Source organism: Stenotrophomonas sp. 2619, assembly GCF_040548725.1.
Classification (GTDB): domain Bacteria; phylum Pseudomonadota; class Gammaproteobacteria; order Xanthomonadales; family Xanthomonadaceae; genus Stenotrophomonas; species Stenotrophomonas maltophilia_AP.
This window is the reverse complement of record NZ_JBEPSF010000004.1, coordinates 26,156-44,601: the sequence shown is the minus strand read 5'-3', so window position 1 is coordinate 44,601 and position 18,446 is coordinate 26,156. Positions and strand designations below refer to the sequence as shown.

General features: G+C 65.9%; 20 protein-coding genes and 2 tRNA genes. 16 read left to right on the top strand and 6 right to left on the bottom strand.

The genetic code is table 11. The annotated features are described in order from the left end of the window. Window positions 1–37 precede the first annotated feature (37 nt). The 5 genes from rpe (at window position 38) to ABIA71_RS05610 (ending at window position 6,187) form a co-directional block, all read left to right on the top strand. Window positions 38–715, top strand: coding sequence for a ribulose-phosphate 3-epimerase (gene rpe, locus ABIA71_RS05630; protein WP_128095559.1), 678 nt, complete (start codon window positions 38–40; stop codon window positions 713–715). A gap of 9 nt (window positions 716–724) precedes the next feature. Continuing rightward, the gene (locus ABIA71_RS05625; protein ID WP_354284065.1) at window positions 725–1,207 is read left to right on the top strand and encodes a GNAT family N-acetyltransferase; all 483 of its coding nucleotides are present in this window, start codon (window positions 725–727) and stop codon (window positions 1,205–1,207) included. A gap of 226 nt (window positions 1,208–1,433) precedes the next feature. Next, the gene (gene yegS, locus ABIA71_RS05620; protein WP_128095560.1) at window positions 1,434–2,366 is read left to right on the top strand and encodes a lipid kinase YegS; all 933 of its coding nucleotides are present in this window, start codon (window positions 1,434–1,436) and stop codon (window positions 2,364–2,366) included. A 170-nt stretch (window positions 2,367–2,536) separates the two neighbouring features. Further along, the gene (trpE, locus tag ABIA71_RS05615; protein ID WP_354283811.1) at window positions 2,537–4,012 is read left to right on the top strand and encodes an anthranilate synthase component I; all 1,476 of its coding nucleotides are present in this window, start codon (window positions 2,537–2,539) and stop codon (window positions 4,010–4,012) included. A gap of 93 nt (window positions 4,013–4,105) precedes the next feature. Continuing rightward, window positions 4,106–6,187, top strand: coding sequence for an acyltransferase family protein (locus tag ABIA71_RS05610; protein ID WP_354283809.1), 2,082 nt, complete (start codon window positions 4,106–4,108; stop codon window positions 6,185–6,187). A 2-nt stretch (window positions 6,188–6,189) separates the two neighbouring features. Here the strand turns inward: ABIA71_RS05610 and ABIA71_RS05605 are convergent, their stop codons facing one another. Further along, window positions 6,190–6,714 (bottom strand): hypothetical protein, encoded by a 525-nt coding sequence (locus ABIA71_RS05605; RefSeq protein ID WP_354283807.1) that lies wholly within the window; start codon window positions 6,712–6,714, stop codon window positions 6,190–6,192. 577 nt (window positions 6,715–7,291) lie between these two features. Here ABIA71_RS05605 and ABIA71_RS05600 point away from each other — a divergent pair. The 5 genes from ABIA71_RS05600 (at window position 7,292) to ABIA71_RS05580 (ending at window position 11,314) form a co-directional block, all read left to right on the top strand. Further along, on the top strand, window positions 7,292–8,080 hold the full coding sequence (locus ABIA71_RS05600) for an SIMPL domain-containing protein (RefSeq protein ID WP_502961180.1): 789 nt from the start codon (window positions 7,292–7,294) through the stop codon (window positions 8,078–8,080). Window positions 8,081–8,082: 2 nt separating this feature from the next. Further along, complete coding sequence (locus ABIA71_RS05595; RefSeq protein WP_354283803.1) at window positions 8,083–8,661, top strand: anthranilate synthase component II; 579 nt, start codon at window positions 8,083–8,085, stop codon at window positions 8,659–8,661. Between the two features lie 33 nt (window positions 8,662–8,694). Continuing rightward, window positions 8,695–9,732 carry an anthranilate phosphoribosyltransferase gene (gene trpD, locus ABIA71_RS05590; protein WP_354283801.1) on the top strand — a complete coding sequence of 346 codons (1,038 nt, stop codon included), beginning with the start codon at window positions 8,695–8,697 and terminating at the stop codon, window positions 9,730–9,732. A gap of 65 nt (window positions 9,733–9,797) precedes the next feature. Continuing rightward, window positions 9,798–10,601, top strand: coding sequence for an indole-3-glycerol phosphate synthase TrpC (trpC, locus tag ABIA71_RS05585; RefSeq protein ID WP_038685790.1), 804 nt, complete (start codon window positions 9,798–9,800; stop codon window positions 10,599–10,601). Next, entirely contained in the window at window positions 10,598–11,314 is a 717-nt protein-coding gene (locus ABIA71_RS05580) for a haloacid dehalogenase-like hydrolase (protein ID WP_128095566.1), read from the top strand. The genes trpC and ABIA71_RS05580 overlap by 4 nt, the downstream gene beginning before the upstream one ends. 54 nt (window positions 11,315–11,368) lie before the next feature. Here the strand turns inward: ABIA71_RS05580 and ABIA71_RS05575 are convergent, their stop codons facing one another. Further along, window positions 11,369–12,130 carry a sulfite exporter TauE/SafE family protein gene (locus ABIA71_RS05575; protein WP_354283798.1) on the bottom strand — a complete coding sequence of 254 codons (762 nt, stop codon included), beginning with the start codon at window positions 12,128–12,130 and terminating at the stop codon, window positions 11,369–11,371. 169 nt (window positions 12,131–12,299) lie between these two features. Next, window positions 12,300–12,989 carry a cAMP-activated global transcriptional regulator CRP gene (gene crp / locus ABIA71_RS05570; RefSeq protein ID WP_038685793.1) on the bottom strand — a complete coding sequence of 230 codons (690 nt, stop codon included), beginning with the start codon at window positions 12,987–12,989 and terminating at the stop codon, window positions 12,300–12,302. Between the two features lie 147 nt (window positions 12,990–13,136). On the opposite strand from crp, the gene speD reads away from it, so the two are divergent. Continuing rightward, window positions 13,137–13,931, top strand: coding sequence for an adenosylmethionine decarboxylase (speD, locus tag ABIA71_RS05565; RefSeq protein ID WP_025874620.1), 795 nt, complete (start codon window positions 13,137–13,139; stop codon window positions 13,929–13,931). Between the two features lie 186 nt (window positions 13,932–14,117). Here the strand turns inward: speD and coq7 are convergent, their stop codons facing one another. After that, window positions 14,118–14,762: a 2-polyprenyl-3-methyl-6-methoxy-1,4-benzoquinone monooxygenase gene (coq7, locus tag ABIA71_RS05560; protein WP_354283795.1), complete on the bottom strand. Its 645-nt coding sequence runs from the start codon at window positions 14,760–14,762 to the stop codon at window positions 14,118–14,120. 184 nt (window positions 14,763–14,946) lie between these two features. Between coq7 and rplM the strand changes: the two genes are divergently transcribed. Beyond that, window positions 14,947–15,375, top strand: a complete 429-nt coding sequence (rplM, locus tag ABIA71_RS05555; RefSeq protein ID WP_038685795.1) for a 50S ribosomal protein L13 — start codon at window positions 14,947–14,949, stop codon at window positions 15,373–15,375. Between the two features lie 2 nt (window positions 15,376–15,377). After that, on the top strand, window positions 15,378–15,770 hold the full coding sequence (gene rpsI / locus ABIA71_RS05550) for a 30S ribosomal protein S9 (RefSeq protein WP_017354549.1): 393 nt from the start codon (window positions 15,378–15,380) through the stop codon (window positions 15,768–15,770). Between the two features lie 718 nt (window positions 15,771–16,488). Here the strand turns inward: rpsI and ABIA71_RS05545 are convergent. Both ABIA71_RS05545 and ABIA71_RS05540 read right to left on the bottom strand, forming a co-directional pair. After that, window positions 16,489–16,563 (bottom strand) — tRNA-Gln (locus ABIA71_RS05545). Window positions 16,564–16,614: 51 nt separating this feature from the next. Beyond that, a tRNA-Met gene (locus tag ABIA71_RS05540) sits at window positions 16,615–16,691 on the bottom strand. A 119-nt stretch (window positions 16,692–16,810) separates the two neighbouring features. On the opposite strand from ABIA71_RS05540, the gene ABIA71_RS05535 reads away from it, so the two are divergent. From ABIA71_RS05535 to bfr, 3 genes are all read left to right on the top strand, one after another. Beyond that, a complete protein-coding gene (locus tag ABIA71_RS05535; RefSeq protein ID WP_038685796.1) occupies window positions 16,811–17,434 on the top strand; it encodes an RNA pyrophosphohydrolase in 624 nt (207 codons plus the stop codon). Window positions 17,435–17,569: 135 nt separating this feature from the next. Beyond that, window positions 17,570–17,779 carry a (2Fe-2S)-binding protein gene (locus ABIA71_RS05530; protein ID WP_038685797.1) on the top strand — a complete coding sequence of 70 codons (210 nt, stop codon included), beginning with the start codon at window positions 17,570–17,572 and terminating at the stop codon, window positions 17,777–17,779. A 195-nt stretch (window positions 17,780–17,974) separates the two neighbouring features. Beyond that, window positions 17,975–18,445, top strand: a complete 471-nt coding sequence (gene bfr / locus ABIA71_RS05525; protein WP_128096615.1) for a bacterioferritin — start codon at window positions 17,975–17,977, stop codon at window positions 18,443–18,445. Window position 18,446 lies beyond the last annotated feature (1 nt).

Sequence of the window (18,446 nt, the reverse complement as noted above, 5' to 3'; positions counted from 1 at the left end):
CAGGGCGCCCCCTTTCCAAGTACTGAAGGCCCCGGCCATGTCCAACTGCATCATCGCCCCCTCCATCCTGTCCGCCAATTTCGCCCGCCTGGGGGAGGAAGTGGACAACGTGCTCGCCGCCGGTGCGGACTGGGTGCACTTCGATGTGATGGACAACCACTACGTGCCCAACCTGACCATCGGCCCGATGGTCTGCCAGGCCCTGCGCAAGCACGGCGTCACCGCGCCGATCGACGTGCACCTGATGGTGGAGCCGGTGGACCGCATCATTCCGGACTTCGCCGAGGCCGGTGCCACCTACATCAGCTTCCACCCGGAAGCCTCGCGCCACGTCCACCGCACCATCCAGCTGATCCGTTCGCTGGGCTGCAAGCCGGGCCTGGTGCTCAACCCCGGCACCCCGGTGGACATCCTGGACTGGGTGCTGGACGACCTGGACCTGGTGCTGCTGATGTCGGTCAACCCGGGCTTCGGCGGCCAGGCGTTCATTCCCTCGGCGCTGGACAAGCTGCGCGTGGTCCGCCAGAAGATCGATGCCAGCGGGCGCGACATCCGCCTGGAAATCGACGGCGGGGTGAAGGCCGACAACATCGGGGCGATCGCCGCCGCCGGTGCCGACGCCTTCGTGGCCGGCTCGGCAATCTTCAACGCCAAGACCAGCTACCAGGACGTGATCGCGCAGATGCGCCACAACGTCGCCCAGGCGCGGGGCTGAGCCATGACGGTGGCCACTGTGACCATCCGCGTGGCCACCGCCGACGATGCAGCGCTGATCCTGCGCTTCATTCGGGAACTGGCCCGCTATGAAAAGGCCGAGTCGTCGGTGCAGACCGACGAGGACGGCATCCGTGCCAGCCTGTTCGGGCCGGCGGCCAAGGCGCACGCGCTGATCTGCGAAGCCAACGGCGCGGCCATCGGCTACGCCGTGTATTTCTACAACTATTCCACCTGGCTGGGCCGCAACGGCATCTACCTGGAAGACCTGTACGTCAGCCCGGACAGCCGCGGCAGCGGTGCCGGCAAGGCGCTGCTGCAGCACATCGCCCGCATCGCGGTGGCTGAAAACTGCGGGCGGTTTGAATGGTCGGTGCTGGACTGGAACGAACCGGCGATCAAGTTCTATGAAGCGGCCGGGGCGAAGCCGCAGAGCGAGTGGACGGTGTACCGGATGGACGGTGAGGCGTTGCGGACCTTCGCCGAAGGCTGAGCACCCGTAGAGCCGACCGTTGGTCGGCTGCGCTCATCGCAGGACAAAAAAAGGCCGCACCCTGACGGATGCGGCCCTGGGAATACTCGGAGGCTGATCCTGCCTCCATCCATCGTCCCTGCTATGGCCTTCCATTCTCCGGCCCTTCGGTGACCGTTTGATGACGTTCACCGGCCTCGACGGCAGCCCTGCTAGCCTGCGCCTCCCCCTCTCGTGGAAGTGCTGCATGAGCCGTACCCGCTGGCGTCTGATCCTCAACGGCAAGTCCACCGGCAATACGGATCTGCGCGAGGCCGTGCACGCCATGCGCGAGCGCGGTGTGCAGCTGGAGGTGCGGGTGACCTGGGAGGACGGTGACGCCGAGCGCTACGTGGCCGAGGCGATCGAGCACGGGGTGGATACGATCATCGCCGCCGGGGGCGACGGCACCCTGAGCGAAGTGGCCGAAACCCTGGCGCACCGGCCGGAGCCCGCCGATGCGCTGCCTTCGCTGGGGCTGGTGCCGCTGGGCACCGCCAATGATTTCGCCACCGCCGCGGGCATTCCCGATGCGCCGCTGGAGGCGCTGACGTTGATCGAACAGGAGGCCGCCCGCCCGGTCGACCTGCTGAACATCGATGCCGACGGCAAGCGCTGGTGGTGTGCCAATGTCGCCAGCGGCGGCTTCGGAACCGAGGTCACCGTGGAGACCGATGAAGGCCTGAAGAAGGTCCTCGGCGGCCTGGCCTACCTGGTGACCGGCATCTCGCGGCTGGGCCGGATCGATCCGATCCGTGCGCGTCTGCGCGCCCCCGGGTTCGACTGGGAAGGCGGCTTCATCGCGCTCGGCATCGGCAACGGGCGCCAGGCCGGCGGCGGGCAGGTGCTGTGCCCGGACGCCGTGGTCGACGACGGCCTGCTCGATGTCACCGTCATTCCCGAACTCACCGGTGAGGTCGCCTCCACCATCGGCGCGCTGCTCAAGGGCGGCAAGCAGGGCGCGCTCGAGCAGGTTGCCCACCGCGCCCGCGCGCCGTGGGTGGAGATCGAGGCCGAACAGCCGATCACCCTGAACCTGGACGGCGAGCCGGTGAAGGCCCGCCAGTTCCGCATCGAATGCGTGGCCGCGCGGGTCCGCATGCACCTGCATCCCGGCAGCCATCTGCTGTCGCCGCCCTGACCCAACGGGCCTGCCCGCCAGGGTTTCCCTCGCACCCCAGCTGCGATACAGTCACCGGGTGTCCATTCTGACGACCCCGCATACCCTTTCTTCCGCTCGCCGTTGGTGGCGATGGTGGCCTGTTGCCGTCGTCCGTCCCACCCCCGCCGCATCCCGGAAGGAAAGTCGTCTTGATCACGTTCGAGCAGTTCCAGCAGCAGGCCGCTGAAGGCCACACCCGCATCCCCGTCGTCCGCGAAGTGCTGTCAGACCTGGACACGCCGCTTTCGGTCTATCTGAAGCTCGCCGACGGCCCGCACACCTATCTGTTTGAATCGGTCGAGGGCGGCGAACGCTTCGGGCGCTATTCCATCATCGGCCTGCCGGCGCGCCGGGTGTATGCCTTCCACGGCCACACCCTGACCGTCAGCGAATCGGGCCAGGTGGTCGACACCCGTGAGGTGGCCGACCCGTTCGCCGAGGTCGAGGCGCTGCGCAGCGCCCATTCGGTGCCCAAACTCGCCGGCCTGCCGGGCTTCACCGGTGGCCTGGTCGGCTGGTTCGGGTTCGAGTGCATCGGTTACATCGAACCGCGCCTGGCGCCGCCGCGGGGCCGCGACGAACTGGGCACGCCGGACATCCTGCTGCTGCACTCCGAAGAGCTGGCGGTGTTCGACAACCTCAAGGGCCGCTTGTACCTGATCGTGCACGCCGACCCGGGCCATCCCGGGGCGTGGGACCTGGCGCAGGCCAAGCTCGATGCGCTGGTGGCCAAGCTGCGTGCACCGGGCGCGGGCTACCCGGCGCCGATCACCCGCGACGTGCTCGACGAAAACGACTTCGTCTCCGGCTTCACACGCGAAGGCTTCATTGCCGCGGTCGACAAATCCAAGGAATACATCCGCGCCGGCGACATCTTCCAGGTGGTGCTCAGCCAGCGCCTGAGCGTGCCGTTCAAGGCGCGCCCGGTGGATGTGTACCGCGCGCTGCGCGCGTTGAATCCGTCGCCGTACATGTACTTCCTGGATACCGGGGATGTGCAGGTGGTGGGCTCCTCGCCGGAAATCCTGGTGCGCCTGCAGGATGGCAACGTCACCGTGCGCCCGATCGCCGGCACCCGCCCGCGCGGGGCCACGGTGGAAGAAGACAACGCACTGGAAGCCGAGCTGCTGGCCGATCCCAAGGAGCGCGCCGAGCACCTGATGCTGATCGACCTGGGCCGCAACGATGCGGGCCGCGTCTCGCAGGCGGGCACGGTGGAAGTGGGCGAACAGTTCGTGATCGAGCGCTACAGCCACGTCATGCATATCGTCAGCGAAGTGACCGGGAAGCTGCAGCCGGGCCTGAGCTACGCCGACGTGCTGCGTGCGACCTTCCCGGCCGGCACGGTCAGCGGCGCACCGAAGATCCGCGCGCTGGAAGTGATCCGCGAGCTGGAGCCGATCAAGCGCAACGTCTACGCCGGCAGCATCGGCTACATCGGCTGGCATGGCGACGCCGACACCGCCATCGCGATCCGCACCGCCGTCATCAAGGACGGCCGCCTGCACGTGCAGGCCGGTGCGGGCATCGTGTACGACTCCGATCCCGGCAAGGAATGGGACGAGACGATGAACAAGGGCCGCGCGCTGTTCCGTGCCGTTGCGCAGGCGGCGAAGGGTCTGTAAATAGCGCCGGCGCACGTCTTGCGCCCCGCGTTGTTGTGCCATCGTTCATCGTGTGATGAGATGCCGGGCCAAATGGACATTGCCCGGATCTCGATGAGCGCACGTAACATCGCCTACCTGCCGCACATTGACGGTCTCCGCTGCGTCGCGGTCATGGCCGTGCTGCTGTTCCATTTCGGAGTGCCGGGACTGGGCGGCGGCTATGTCGGGGTCGACATCTTCTTCGTCATCAGTGGCTACCTGATCAGTTCGATCATCGTTGGTGAACTCGAGCGCACCGGCCACTTCAGTTTCAGGCAGTTCTACGCACGCCGGGTGCGCCGGATCCTGCCTGCGTTGATTGCGACGTTGCTGGCGACCTCGATCCTGGCGTGCGTCCTGCTTGCGCCGGGCGAACTGGTCGCCTATGGAAAGTCGTTGATCGCCGCGTCGTTGTCGCTGTCCAACCTGCAGTTCTGGATGGAAAGCGGCTACTTTGACACCGCCTCGCAGACCAAGCCCCTGCTGCACATCTGGTCGCTCAGCGTGGAGGAGCAGTTCTATCTGGTCTGGCCTGCACTACTCTATTTCAGCTACCGGTTGTTCGGTCGCCGCGGCGTTTTCTGGGGCATCGTTGTGGCAGGCGTGGCGAGTTTCGCCGCCAACCATGTTGCCGTGGCATCCCAGGGCGTCGGCGTCCGATCCGACCTGTTCTTCCTGCCGCAGTACCGGGTATTCGAGTTTGCGATCGGCGCGCTGGGCTTCCACGTCATCCGCCGCCTGCCGTCGTCGCGCGGGGTGCAGGAGGGAGCGCTGGCACTGGGCGTGGGTCTGATCGTGTACGCGATCGTGACGCTGAAAGAGGGCGACATCTTCCCGTACGTCAACGCGCTTGCTCCCTGCGTGGGCACCCTGCTGGTGATCTCCGCGCGCGAATCGAGAGCGGCCGCGGTGCTGCTCGGCAATCCGCTTGCCGCATGGCTCGGCACGATCAGTTACTCGCTGTATCTGACCCACTGGCCGGTCGTTGTCTTCGCGGGGCCTTACATGACGGACGTCCAGTGGGGCTACCGTGTGGCGGTCATGGCGGGTCTGTCATTGGCCGCTGCGCTTCCACTGCACTACCTGGTGGAGCGCCGTTTCCGCCACGCCGGGCGCTCGCCCGTCGGCGCCGGCCCGGTAAGCCGGACGCTTGCGGCGGCCACGCTGTGCGGTGTGATGGGAGCGGGGCTGTTGGTGTCCGACGGCATGACCTGGCGGTACGCCTACTTCACCCCCGGCGCGGTGGCGCACAACGGGGCGTCGTCACCTCTGCCGGCGGCAGAGCAGGGGGCGGTTTCGTTCCAGCCCCTTGCTGCATCGCAGATCGAGGCCGGCAAGGCACGGCGCTTTGAGCGCCTGGGCAATGCCTGCACCGTGGAAACCCTGGACGATCCCTCGCGCTGCGCCCGGCAGCGACCGATGCAGGTGCTGGTCTTTGGCAACTCGCACGAGCCGGATGCCTTCAATGCCTTCGATGAGATCTATGGCGGGGATCGGCGCGTCAACCTGATCAGCTTCGGCACGGTCAACGACTGTGCATTGGTGCTGGGCAAGCGGTCTATTGTTTCCACCACCACCGCGTTGGCGTGCGACAAACGGTTTTCGGTGCTCAACAACGAACCGTTCGTGCAGTCGGTGGATGTGGTGGTATTCAATACCCACATGGGCTTCGATGCCATCGCTGCCGATCTCTGGAAGATTCTGGAAATCCTGAAGCGGAAGAATCCTTCGATCCGCATCGTGGCGCTGGGTTCCTACCTGCAGACCAGTACCGACTGCGCAACGTTGTACAACCAGTACCGTTCGTTCGATGCGTGTCGTCGGCCCGAGTTCGTGAACTACCTCAACGTGGATGAGCGGGCAACATCGCCCATTCCCCAGGTGCATTCGCTGGACTATCTCTACATCAGCAAGTACGCGCTGCTGTGCGAGGGCAGCGCTCCGGCAGGGTGCGCGGTGGAAGCGGATGGAGAGCCTGCCTTCTATGACCAGCACCATCTGTCCCAGGGGTTTGCGCGCTACATGGGACGACGGTTGGCCGCGTCCCATGCCACGGAGCTGGCGGCGGTGGGCCTTCCTGTGCCCGCGACGCAAGGTGGGGCCGCGCGCACAGCGACGGTTCCTGCGTCGCCAGCTGCTCACGACGGCGGATGATGTCAGCGGCGCGCAGCATCCAGACTCTGCGCCACCTCGGCACTGACGATCCGGAGGGTCGCAGTGCCCAAGGGCCGGAAATTACGGGTGCCGTCCGTTGGCGCGTTGATTGACACCTCCGCGGTCACATCCAGGTGCCGCCCGCCAAACGCGTCAAGTTCGTGCCGGGTGATGAGGCCGGAGATCGAAACAGACTGGTCGGGCGCCACTACCGTGACATTCGACAGCAACGCGGCGTTCGGCATGGTTCGCGACAGCTTCCTGCTGTGCTGGGCACGGTTGTCGTGCAGGACGATGCGGGGTCCCACGCTGCGCATGAACGCAAGAGGAAGCTGGACGGGTTCCTTCTGGGTATTCCTGATCGTGACCTCGAAGCGAACGTTGTCTTTGTTGTTGAATATGCACACTGATCTGCCGTCGCAGTGGGCGCCTACTGCGACGGTCCCATCGATTTCGATGGATGAGTTTCCAGCGTTGGCTCCGCTACAGAAAAGCAGGCTCAGGCAAAGAACCAGACGACGGTGCACCTAGCGTCTCCCACATACCTTGACGTGCGGCCACGGTAAGGGCGCGGCATCGTGTCCGCAAGCCGCGGGGGCGGGGTCTGCAGGCCGTATCACAGCCGGAGCAGGGCGGTGAGGCCAGATGCCAGTGCCTGGCCCCCGACCAACGCGGGTCGCCTGACCCCCGCGCCATTGCGCCGGAGATCTGATACCCTTGAGAGGCAAGGCGTAGAAGCCCTTGCCCGGCTTTTCCCTACAGTCTGAAACCCGAGTTATCCCATGACCTGCACCGCGCTGAACAACGTAGCCAAGTGGTGGCGCTTCCAATAGGAAGCGGCAGGTCGTCGCGGTCCCGGACCGCACCTTGCCGCCGTATCGGCGGGCAAGATCCAGTTCAACGCTCCCCGGCACGGCGGCTCCCTCAAACAGGAGCTGATGCAGTGCTGCACCATGGCGTACCCCGGCAGAGTGCTTGTTCCCCGACGCGGCCTTCGGCTGCGTGCGGCAGGGGACAGCATGCGCGGTCGCTGCGGATCCGGCCTGTCTGTTCATCGATCGTCGTACACGACCACCCCTCCTCACCAATGACAAGGAATACCGCATGAAGCTGCTGAGCGCATTGCTGTTGTCATCGACGCTGGCCGTGGTGGCCGGGCCCGCATGGGCACAGGCCAACACCATTCCCTCGCAGCCCCATCTGCTGGTCAAGGGCAGCGCCACGCGGACGGTGATGCCGGACCGCTTCACGGTGAAGGTGGCGCTGGAATCGATCGACATGCAGACCGACGCCGCCCGCGCCCGCGCACAGGCCAACGCCGAGCGGGTGCTGCAGCTGTTTGCACGGCACGGTGCCATCGAGGGCACCGTGCGCGCCGCCAATCTGAGCATCTCGCCCTCTACGCGTTATCGCAACGATGAGGAGGTGTTCAACGGCACCGCCGCCCAGCGCGACCTGAAGGCCGAATTCCCGGATGCGCAGGCCCTGAAAGCCTTCCTGGGCGAGCTGAAGGCCAGCCGCGAGGTTCAGGTCAGTACCGCTGAACCCACGTACTCGGGTGAAAGCCGCCTGCGTGGCGAACTGAAGGCCGAGGCCGCCGCGCAGACGCGCGAATCGGCCAAGGGCCTGGCCGGCGCATACGGCACGAAGATCACCGGCCTGTACAGCATTTCCGACGTCGCACCGAACTTCGCTTATGGCGTGCAGGCCGGCACCTGGGGCACGCCCGGTCGGGATGGCTTCGGCGACGGCGGAGAAAGCGCGACGCTGGACAAGGTGGCCGTGACCGGATCGCGCTATCGCGCGTCGTCGGGCGGCGAACTGCTCACCGCCGCGCCCATCACGTACACCGAAAACGTGTACGCCATTTTCCTCATCCAAGACGGACCCTGACCATGTTGTTGATGCTCGACAACTACGACAGCTTCACCTACAACCTCGTGCAGTACCTGCAGACGCTGGGCGCCGAGGTCAAGGTGGTGCGCAACGACGCCTTGAGCGTCGATGAGATCGCCGCGCTCGCCCCCGAGCGCATCGTGATTTCGCCCGGCCCGTGCACGCCCAACGAAGCGGGCGTGTCGCTGGAGCTGATCCGCCGGCTCGGCCCGACCACGCCGATCCTCGGCGTGTGCCTGGGCCACCAGAGCATCGGCCAGGTCTACGGCGGCGATGTCATCCGCGCCACCACCATCATGCACGGCAAGACTTCGCCGATCCGGCATCAAGGCCGCGGCGTGTTCGCCGGCCTGCCGGACCGCTACCAGGCCACGCGCTACCACTCGCTGGTGGTGGACAAGACCACGCTGCCGGACAGCCTGGAAGTGACCGCCTGGACCGAGAACGAGGACGGCAGCGTCGAAGAGATCATGGGCCTGCGCCACCGCGAGCACCCGGTCGAAGGCGTGCAGTTCCACCCCGAGTCGATCCTCACCGAGCATGGCCACGCCCTGCTGAAGAATTTCCTGCAGCGCTGAGCGCGCCGCACCTGCACCACAAAGGACCCCCGCATGACCTTCTCCCCCCAGGAAGCCCTGCAGCGCACCATCGAGCACCGCGAAATCTTCTTCGACGAAATGGTCGACCTGATGCGCCAGGTGATGCGCGGTGACGTCTCGCCGGTGATGACCGCCGCGATCCTCACCGGCCTGCGGGTCAAGAAGGAAACGGTGGGCGAGATTGCCGGCGCGGCCACGGTGATGCGTGAGCTGGCGTTGGCCGTGCCGGTGGAGGACAAGACCCACCTGGTGGACATCGTGGGGACCGGCGGCGACGGCTCACACACCTTCAACATCTCCACCTGCGCGATGTTCGTGGTGGCGGCGGCGGGCGCCAAGGTGGCCAAGCACGGCAACCGCAGCGTGTCGTCCAAGTCCGGCAGCGCCGATGCGGTGGAAGCGCTGGGCGCGGTCATCGACCTGCGCCCGGACGAGGTGGCCCGTGCCATCACCGAGACCGGTATCGGCTTCATGTTCGCGCCGATGCACCACCCGGCGATGAAGGTGGTGGCACCGGTCCGCCGCGAGATGGGCGTGCGCACCATCTTCAACATCCTGGGCCCGCTGACCAACCCGGTGGGCGCCACCAACGTGCTGATGGGTGTGTTCCACCCCGATCTGGTCGGCATCCAGGCGCGCGTGCTGCGCGAGCTGGGCGCCGAACGTGCACTGGTGGTGTGGGGCCGCGACAACATGGACGAGATCTCGCTGGGCGCCGGCACGCTGGTGGGCGAGCTGCGCGACGGCAAGGTGCGCGAGTACGAGATCCACCCGGAAGACTTCGGCATTGCGATGTCGGCCAGTCGCAACCTGAAGGTGGCCAACCCCGACGAGTCGATTGCGATGCTGCGCGCGGTGCTCGACAACCAGCCCGGCCCGGCGCTGGATATCGTGGCGCTCAACGCCGGTGCGGCCCTGTACGTGGCCGGCGTGGCCGACAGCATCGCCGACGGCCTGGCCCGCGCCCGGGCGGCCATTGCCGACGGCGGTGCCCGTTCGCGCATGGCGCAGTACGTGGCGGCCACCCAGCGCATCCGCGCGGACGGCTGAGCCGTCCGTTTCACGCTTTGCCCATGGCTGGCCGATAATGGCCGGCCTGAAGGACCCTGACTGACATGAGCGACAAGAGCGACATCCTCGACACCATCCTGGCCCGCAAGGCCGAAGAAGTGGCCGCGCGCCGCGCGCAGGTGCCGTTGGAGGCGCTGATCGCCCGGGTCGAGCAGGCACCGCCGGTGCGGGGCTTCGCCGACGCGCTGCGGGCCTCGATCGCCGCCGGCAACCCGGCGGTGATCGCCGAGGTGAAGAAGGCCAGCCCGTCCAAGGGCGTGATCCGCGCCGACTTCCACCCGGCCGACATCGCGGTCAGCTACGAGTTCGGCGGCGCCAGCTGCCTGTCGGTGCTGACCGACGTGGACTTCTTCCAGGGCAGCGATGCCTACCTGCAGCAGGCCCGCGACGCGTGCACGCTGCCGGTGCTGCGCAAGGACTTCGTGATCGACGCCTACCAGGTGTACGAAGCGCGCGTGCTCGGTGCCGACTGCATCCTGCTGATCGTGGCGGCGCTGGACGACCGCCAGCTGGCCGCGCTGTCCGACCTGGCCATGCAGCTGGGCATGGACGTGCTGGTGGAAGTGCACGACATCGACGAGCTCGAGCGCGCCATCCAGGTGCCGGTGCCGCTGATCGGCATCAACAACCGCAACCTGCGCACCTTCGAGGTCTCGCTGCAGACCACCCTGGACATGCGCCAGGCGGTGCCGCGCGATCGGCTGCTGGTGACCGAAAGCGGCATCCTGGGCGCCGACGACGTCAGCCTGATGCGCAACGCCGGCGTGCATGCCTTCCTGGTCGGTGAGGCGTTCATGCGGGTGGAAGAGCCCGGCGAGGGCCTGCGTCAGCTATTCTTCAGCGCATGACTGCGATCTACCCAACGCCGCGCGACGACGCCCCGCTGGTGGTCTTCGATTTCGATCACACCCTCTACGACGGTGATTCGGGCAGCCACCTGTTCGCCTGGCTGATCAAGCGCAACCCCCTGCGGCTGCTGGTCGCGCTGCTGGCCACCCCGATCCTGGGCCCGCTGGTGGCGCTGTTGCCCACCCGCCGCCGCGGGATTTCCGGTTATGTGTGGATCGCGACCTTCGGCCTGCACCGCGCCCGTGACCTCAACAAGGCCATCGACCGCTACGTGCTCACCCATGAGGCCGACATCCGCCGCCGGTTGCTGCCGGTGGCGCTGGATGTGTTCGCCCAGCACCGTGACCAGGGCGACCGGGTCGTGGTGGCCACCGGCGCACCGCCGGAGCTGGCCCGCGCCATCCTCACCTTTGTGGCCCACCAGGGCGTGCCGGTGATCGGCACCGAGGTGGGCCCGTGCCTGGGCGCGGTGGTCGCCACCCGCCACTGCCACAACGAAGAGAAGATGCGCATGCTGCGCGAGCGCGGCTACGGCGAGATCGCCATTGCCTACTCCGACAGCAGTGCCGACCTGCCGCTGCTGCTGGCCGCCAAGGCGCCGGTGGTGGTGAACCCGAAGGCCTCGCGGGTGGCGCACTTCCGGCAGGTGCTGCCGCCGGGCACGCCGATCCTCAATTGGGGCTGCGTCGATCGAGCGGGCGATCCGGTCTGACCGACGCGATTGAAGATGCCTCTGGCGTCATCCCCGTGGGATGACGCAACCGGCTCAGGCCGCGCGCCACTGCAGCAGCGCCTGGCCGATCTGGAACAGGCTGATGGCCAGGACCAGCACGCCCACGGCCACCAGCACCCAGCGCTCCTTGACCCGCTTCACCAGCAGCGCGGCAACCGGCGCGGCCATCATCCCGCCGATCAGCAGACCGGCGACGATGTTCAGATACTGCAGGCCCATGGTCAGCAGGAAGGTGATCGATACCGCCAGGGTGACCACGAATTCGGCCGCGTTGACCGTGCCGATGGTGGTACGCGCCTGGCCGCCCCGGGCCAGCAGGGTGGAGGTGGCCACCGGGCCCCAGCCGCCGCCGCCGCTGGCATCCAGCAGGCCGGCGAAGAAGCCCAGCACCGGCACCCGCTTCACTTCCTGGGCGGGCATCAGCCGCCCGGCGGCGCGCAGCAGGATGAAGATCGCCAGCACCAGCAGGTAGCAGTAGATGAACGGGCGGATGAACTCCCCGGGCAGCTGGGTCAGCACGTAGGCACCCACCACCCCGCCCACCGCGCCCGGCAGGGCCAGGCGCAGGAACAGGCGACGGTCGACATTGCCGGCCACCAGGTGGGAGACCCCCGACGCGCCGGTGGTGAACACTTCAGCGGTATGGATGCTGGCGCTCACCGCCGCCGGCGGCAGGCCCATGCTGAGCAGGATCGAGGACGAAATCAGCCCGAAGGCCATCCCCAGGGCGCCGTCGACCAGCTGCGCGCCCAGGCCGACCAGGATGAACCAATAGAATTCGCTGCCAAGCTCCATGGCCCCAGCCTACCGGGAAACAGCAACGTAGTGCCCGCCGCTGGCCGGCAACCTCTGGCAGCCCGGGCCCGGCAAAAGGCCGGGGGGCATGTCGGAAAGCGTGTGGGGCGGCATGCGGCGCGGCGTGCGGGGTAGCCGACCAACGGTCGGCTCTGCCTGGCGGGTGCGGTCAGCGGGTGCCGTACAGGACCACGGTCTTGCCGCGGGCGTGCAGCAGGCCGTCGGTCTGCAGCTTCTTGAGCACGCGGCCGGCCATTTCACGCGAGCAGCCGACCAGCCGGGCCAGTTCCTGGCGCGACACGCGCAGCTGGGTGCCCTGCGGGTGGCTCATGGCCTCCGGTTCGCGGGACAGGTCGTGAAGGGTGCGCACGATCCGGTCGGTGACGTCCAGGAACGCCAGGCGGCTGGCCTTGCGGCTGGTGTCGAGCAGGCGCTTGGAGATCTGCTGGCCCAGCGCATACAGCAGCCGCGGGGCATCGGCCGAGAGCGGGCCCAGGAACAGCTGGTGCAGGCGTTCGTAGCTGATTTCAGCCAGTTCGCAGGGGGTGCGGGTGCGCAGGATCACCTCGCGGCGGTCCGATTCGACGAACAGGCCCATTTCGCCGACGAACTCACCTGAACCGAAGTAGCCGAGGACCAGCTCACGATCGTCCTCTTCCTCAGCAATTATAGAGACCGAGCCACTGATCACGTAATAAAGCGTGCCGGCCGGGTCTCCAGGGCGGAACACGTCGGTACGGGCGGGATAGCGGCGACGATGGCTGTGGGCCAGAAACCGGTCGATGGTGGCGATATCCAGGGCCAGTGGACTTGCGGCAAGGCGCACTGTTGACACGGTTGAGGCGCTCCCTTTGCTCATGAACAATTCACGGCTATGTGCCGCGAGCTTAACGATCCGATTTGTTAAGGGCAAACAAAGCACAGCTACTCGTGTCAATGCAAGTTTCGCCCCCGATCACTTTGCCCCATAATTCCCCCTTTCCCACCACTCACAGGATCGACCGCCGTGGTCAAGCCGTTGCCTCGCCTCAGGTTGCAGGGTTTCAACAACCTCACCAAGGCGCTGAGCTTCAACATCTATGACGTGTGTTACGCGCGCACCGAAGAGGAGCGTCAGCGTTACATTGAATACATCGATGAAGAGTACAACGCCGACAGGCTTACTCAAATCTTGACCGATGTCGCCGAGATCATCGGCGCCAACATCCTCAACGTGGCGCGCCAGGATTACGATCCGCAGGGTGCCTCGGTGACGATCCTGATCTCGGAAGAGCCGGTGATCGACAAGAAGCAGGCCGGCAAGGAGTTGATCTCCGACGCCGTGGTCGCGCACATGGACAAGTCGCACATCACTGTGCACACCTATCCGGAAACGCACCCGCAGGAAGGCATCGCAACCTTCCGCGCCGACATCGACGTGGCCACCTGCGGCGTGATTTCGCCGTTGAAGGCGCTGAACTACCTGATCGAGAGTCTGGAATCGGACATCGTGATCATGGACTACCGCGTGCGTGGCTTCACCCGTGATGTGAAGGGCAAGAAGCACTACATCGATCACAAGATCAACTCGATCCAGAACTTCCTGGCCAAGAACATCAAGTCGCGTTACGAGATGTTCGACGTCAACGTCTATCAGGAAAACATCTTCCACACGAAGATGCACCTGAAGGACTTCGACCTGGACCAGTACCTGTTCGAAGAGAAGGCCAAGAACATCTCGTTCAAGGAACGCATGAAGATCGAAGCGCTGCTGCGTCGTGAGATCGAAGAGCTGTTCCACGGGCGCAACCTGGCCGAGTAACGCGACACGTGTCAGCCGCCCGGGGCAACCCGTGGCGGTGCTGTACAGGCGGGGTGGCCCCGCGCCGGGGTGCCAGGGTCGCGTAGAACCGGGCACCACGGAAGCCAATCGAAGACGGTCCGGTGTGAAGACACCGGGCCGTTTTTGTGTCTGGCCGCCGGGAGGGCCCTCAGCCGGTACGGGAGGTCACACGCGGTAGGCGATGGTCTTCATGACCTTGGAGGCCAGGGCCATCACCGAGGGGATCGGGAAGGGCAGCTTGCGGGCGCCGGCATGTTCGGCGTGGTCGGCGTGCCGGGCTTCGTCGATCTTCATCACCTTGAGGATCTCGCGGCTGCGCAGGTCGGCCGGGGGCAGGGTGTCCAGGTGTTCGTCCAGGTGGGCTTCGACCTGGCGCTCGGTTTCGACCACGAAGCCGAGGTTCCAGCCGTCCCCGCGCAGGCCGGCCAGGGTGCCGATGGTGTAGCTGCCGGCATACCAGATGGGGTTGAACAGGCTGGGGCGGCTGTCCAGTTCGCGCAGGCGCTGGGCGCACCAGGCCAGGTGGTCGGTTTCTTCCTGGGCCGCTTCGAGCAGGTGGGCGCGGGTCTGCGCCTCCTGGGCGACGGCGGCCTGGCCGAAGTACAGGCCCTGGGCGCAGACCTCGCCGACGTGGTTGATGCGCATCAGGCCGGCCGCGTGGCGGCGTTCGGGGGTGTTCATCTGGACGTCGGGGGTGGTGTCGGCCGGGTAGGGGCGGCTGGCCGGCGGGTTGCCAAACACCGTGTCCAGGGCGCGCTGGGCTTCGGTCAGCAGGTGATCGAGCGGGGTGATCTGGCGGGTGGCGGTCATGGCGGGGTGGCAGCGTGCAGCGGGGGATCGTCGATTCTCGCCCCGTGGGCGCGGCGTGCCAAGCCGGGGCAGGGGGTAACTTGCAAGTGGCGGGGTTGGCCAGTACAATCCCGCCTCTTCACAACGCGTGGCAGAGTTCCGGCCGTTCAGCGCCGTAATGAGCCCGACCTACTTGAGTTCTTTCATGAGCACTTTCACTGCAAAGTCCGAGACCGTCCAGCGCGACTGGTATCTCGTCGACGCTTCCGGCAAGACGCTGGGCCGTCTGTCCACCGAGCTGGCCCGCCGTCTGCGCGGCAAGCACAAGCCGGTCTACACCCCTCACGTTGATACCGGTGATTACCTGGTTGTCATCAATGCAGAAAAGATTGTCGTCACCGGCAACAAGCTGCAGGACAAGCTGTATCACCGTTTCACTGGCTACATCGGCAACCTGAAGACCGAAACTCTGGCCCAGGCGCTTGAGCGCCACCCGGAGCGTGTCATCGAGACCGCCGTCAAGGGCATGCTGCCGAAGGGCCCGCTGGGCCGCGCCATGTACCGCAAGCTCAAGGTGTACTCGGGTTCCGAGCACCCGCACGCCGCTCAGCAGCCTCAGGTTCTGGATATCTAATCATGGCTATCACTCAAAACTACGGCACCGGCCGCCGCAAGTCCTCCACCGCCCGCGTGTTCCTGCGCAAGGGCGCCGGCAACATCACCGTCAATGGCCGTCCGCTGGACGAGTTCTTTGGCCGTGAGACTGCACGCATGATCGTGCGTCAGCCGCTGGAACTGACCAAGAACACCGAAAGCTTCGACATCATGGTGACCGCCGCTGGCGGTGGTACCACCGGTCAGGCCGGTGCGATCCGCCTGGGCATCGCCCGCGCGCTGGTCGAGTACGACGAAACCCTGAAGTCCGAGCTGCGCAAGGCTGGCTTCATGACCCGTGACGCCCGTGAAGTCGAGCGTAAGAAGGTCGGTCTGCACAAGGCACGTCGCGCCACCCAGTTCTCCAAGCGCTGATCCATCGCGCCTGGCGTGGGACCCTTCGGGGTCCCGCTGGGAGGACAGCAAAAGCCCGGCCTCGGCCGGGCTTTTGTCGTTTGTGGGTCCGGTGTTGCTCAGGGCCAGGGCTAGAGCCAGAGCCAGAGCCAGAGCGCTTGGTCTGCGCATTGGCTGGGTTGGGTCGGCGCGGATGGATTGTCGGGACACGCTGCAAGTACGTCCTTGTAAGCTCCGTCGCCGCATCCATGCGGCTCAGGGTCCCGCCAACCCACCCGCGCCGCCCCTCGACAGTTGGCTGGTGCGCAGGGGAAGGGCGAGGCAAAAGCGGGGAAGGGGCCTGAATCGGTAGTGCCGGCCGCTGGCCGGCAACCACGCCCCCCATCCGCAAGCCGATGGTTTCGCTAGCGATGGCTGCGATTCCACTCTTCCATTGCGCCGTCGCCCGCTGCCGGCCGCGTGGGCGTAATCGCTGCCGGTCGCAACGCATCCCCGTCGGCAATGGGGAGCGCCGCGCTGCCCGCCAGCCCCACGGGCACCCGACGGCACTCGCGCCCCATCAGCTGAGGAGCCCCCTTGGAGTCCAAGGGCGCGCGCCGACAGGCGCGGGGATGTGGAGGTGGATGAGGCGGACCCCAACCTTGCTTCGCAAGGTTGGGGTGCTGGGCGCCATGCGCCCAGCTAACCGCACCAAATAGAACAAAAGGCCTGATCTTTCGATCAGGCCTTTTGTTTTATTTGGCTGCCCCGGATGGATTCGAACCACCGAATGCCTGAGTCAGAGTCAGGTGCCTTACCGCTTGGCGACGGGGCAATATGTGCGTGCAAGTATTGCACTTTTTCCCTACAAAACCAAGGGTTAACTTGGTGGCTATGGGTGGACTCGAACCACCGACCCCAGCATTATGAGTGCTGTGCTCTAACCGGCTGAGCTACATAGCCTAGGGAGCCGGTAATTCTGGAGATGTATCCGGGATCTGTCAACACTTTTTCATCACGCTTGTGAGTGGGCAGCGGGCGTGTCAAAGTCGGATCAGTAGATTTTTCTAGGAGTCCGCATCGTGATCGATCCGGACGGCTATCGACCGAACGTCGGTATTGTGCTGATGCGGGAAGACGGGCAGGTGTTCTGGGCACGACGTGTGCGCCGGGATGGCTGGCAGTTTCCGCAGGGCGGCATGAATACCGACGAGACGCCCGTCGAAGCCATGTATCGCGAGTTGCACGAAGAAACGGGGCTGTTGCCCGAGCACGTCGAAGTCCTCGGAGCGACACCGGGCTGGCTGCGCTATCGGCTGCCCGCGCGCGCCATCCGGCGCAATGAGAAGCAGGTGTGCATCGGCCAGAAGCAGGTGTGGTTCCTGCTGCGCCTGTCCGGCGACGAATCCCATGTGACGCTGGACCATACCGACAGCCCCGAGTTCGACCAGTGGCGGTGGGTGGATTTCTGGTACCCGGTCGAGCATGTGGTGATGTTCAAGCGCGGGGTCTATGCCCGCGCGCTGCGCCACCTGGCGCCCCTGGCGCGTGGCGTGGCCGGCACCGGGGTGGAGTCGATGCCCAAGTCGGCCCAGGAAGCCTGGATGCCGGGCAACACCGCCGGGCACGACCGGCCGCGCAAGCGCACGCCGCCCAAGCGCGGCTACTGGCCGCGGAAGGCCAAGGGCGACCCGGGCGCGCCGTAAGGGGCGCCCGCCACGGTGGTCGGCGGTGGTCTGTCTGAACCGTATCGAGAATGATTCAGATACGAAATTGACAACCATTCGCATTTCTATTGGAATAGCGGCAGGCCCTTCCTGGCCTGCCTGCCGAGTCCGCACGTGTACGTTTGTATCTGCAACGGGGTTACCGACCACCAGATCCGTGAAGCCGCCCAGAGCGGTGTCGCGAGCGTGTCCGAACTGACCATGCGCACCGGCTGCGGTGCCACCTGCGGGTCCTGCCTGGACATGGCGGCGGACCTGCTGGCCAAGTTCAGCGCCACCCACGACCTGCCGCTGCCCGTGCTGGGCCTGGCCCAGGTCGCCTGACCGGCGTCAGTGCCGGCCCGCGGCTGGCGCTATCCAACGCAGATGTTCGAGGTGCCGTCCAGCGGCCGACACTACGTTGCGTGTTCGCATTCTGAGCACGCGGACGCCGGGCGCAACTGAGCACGATTCGCGTTTCATCATGCTCCGGCGCGAAGCGCTACAGTGCGCGCGTTCACACGCAGCAGGAGCAGGCTCATGAAGGGCGACGCAAAAGTCATCGAATTCCTCAACAAGGTCCTCTACAACGAGCTGACCGCGATCAACCAGTATTTCCTGCACGCCAAGATGCTGAAGAACTGGGGCCTGAAGGAACTGGCCGATCATGAGTACAAGGAATCGATCGAAGAAATGAAGCATGCCGACATGCTGTCCGATCGCATCCTGTTCCTCGAAGGGCTGCCCAACTTCCAGGCGCTGGGCAAGCTGCGCATCGGCGAGAACCCCACCGAGATCCTGCAGTGCGATCTGGCGCTGGAGCGCGATGGCGTGGTCACGCTGCGCGATGCAGTGGCCTACGCCGATTCGGTGGGCGACTACGTGAGCCGCCAGCTGTTCGTGAAGATCCTCGATTCCGAGGAAGAACACATTGATTGGCTGGAAACCCAGCTCGACCTGATCGAACGCATCAGCGAGCCGAACTACCTGCTGACCAAGCTGGACGACTGAG

Excerpts from the sequence above, each read along its gene's own strand:
- rplM (WP_038685795.1), top strand. The coding sequence starts at position 14,947 with ATGAGCACTTTCACTGCAAAGTCCGAGACCGTCCAGCGCGACTGGTAT.
- trpC (WP_038685790.1), top strand. The coding sequence starts at position 9,798 with ATGAGCGACAAGAGCGACATCCTCGACACCATCCTGGCCCGCAAGGCC.
- crp (WP_038685793.1), bottom strand. The coding sequence starts at position 12,989 with ATGAGCAAAGGGAGCGCCTCAACCGTGTCAACAGTGCGCCTTGCCGCA.
- trpD (WP_354283801.1), top strand. The coding sequence starts at position 8,695 with ATGACCTTCTCCCCCCAGGAAGCCCTGCAGCGCACCATCGAGCACCGC.
- ABIA71_RS05600 (WP_502961180.1), top strand. The coding sequence starts at position 7,292 with ATGAAGCTGCTGAGCGCATTGCTGTTGTCATCGACGCTGGCCGTGGTG.
- rpsI (WP_017354549.1), top strand. The coding sequence starts at position 15,378 with ATGGCTATCACTCAAAACTACGGCACCGGCCGCCGCAAGTCCTCCACC.
- ABIA71_RS05580 (WP_128095566.1), top strand. The coding sequence starts at position 10,598 with ATGACTGCGATCTACCCAACGCCGCGCGACGACGCCCCGCTGGTGGTC.
- rpe (WP_128095559.1), top strand. The coding sequence starts at position 38 with ATGTCCAACTGCATCATCGCCCCCTCCATCCTGTCCGCCAATTTCGCC.
- ABIA71_RS05595 (WP_354283803.1), top strand. The coding sequence starts at position 8,083 with ATGTTGTTGATGCTCGACAACTACGACAGCTTCACCTACAACCTCGTG.
- ABIA71_RS05610 (WP_354283809.1), top strand. The coding sequence starts at position 4,106 with ATGAGCGCACGTAACATCGCCTACCTGCCGCACATTGACGGTCTCCGC.
- ABIA71_RS05575 (WP_354283798.1), bottom strand. The coding sequence starts at position 12,130 with ATGGAGCTTGGCAGCGAATTCTATTGGTTCATCCTGGTCGGCCTGGGC.
- coq7 (WP_354283795.1), bottom strand. The coding sequence starts at position 14,762 with ATGACCGCCACCCGCCAGATCACCCCGCTCGATCACCTGCTGACCGAA.
- yegS (WP_128095560.1), top strand. The coding sequence starts at position 1,434 with ATGAGCCGTACCCGCTGGCGTCTGATCCTCAACGGCAAGTCCACCGGC.
- bfr (WP_128096615.1), top strand. The coding sequence starts at position 17,975 with ATGAAGGGCGACGCAAAAGTCATCGAATTCCTCAACAAGGTCCTCTAC.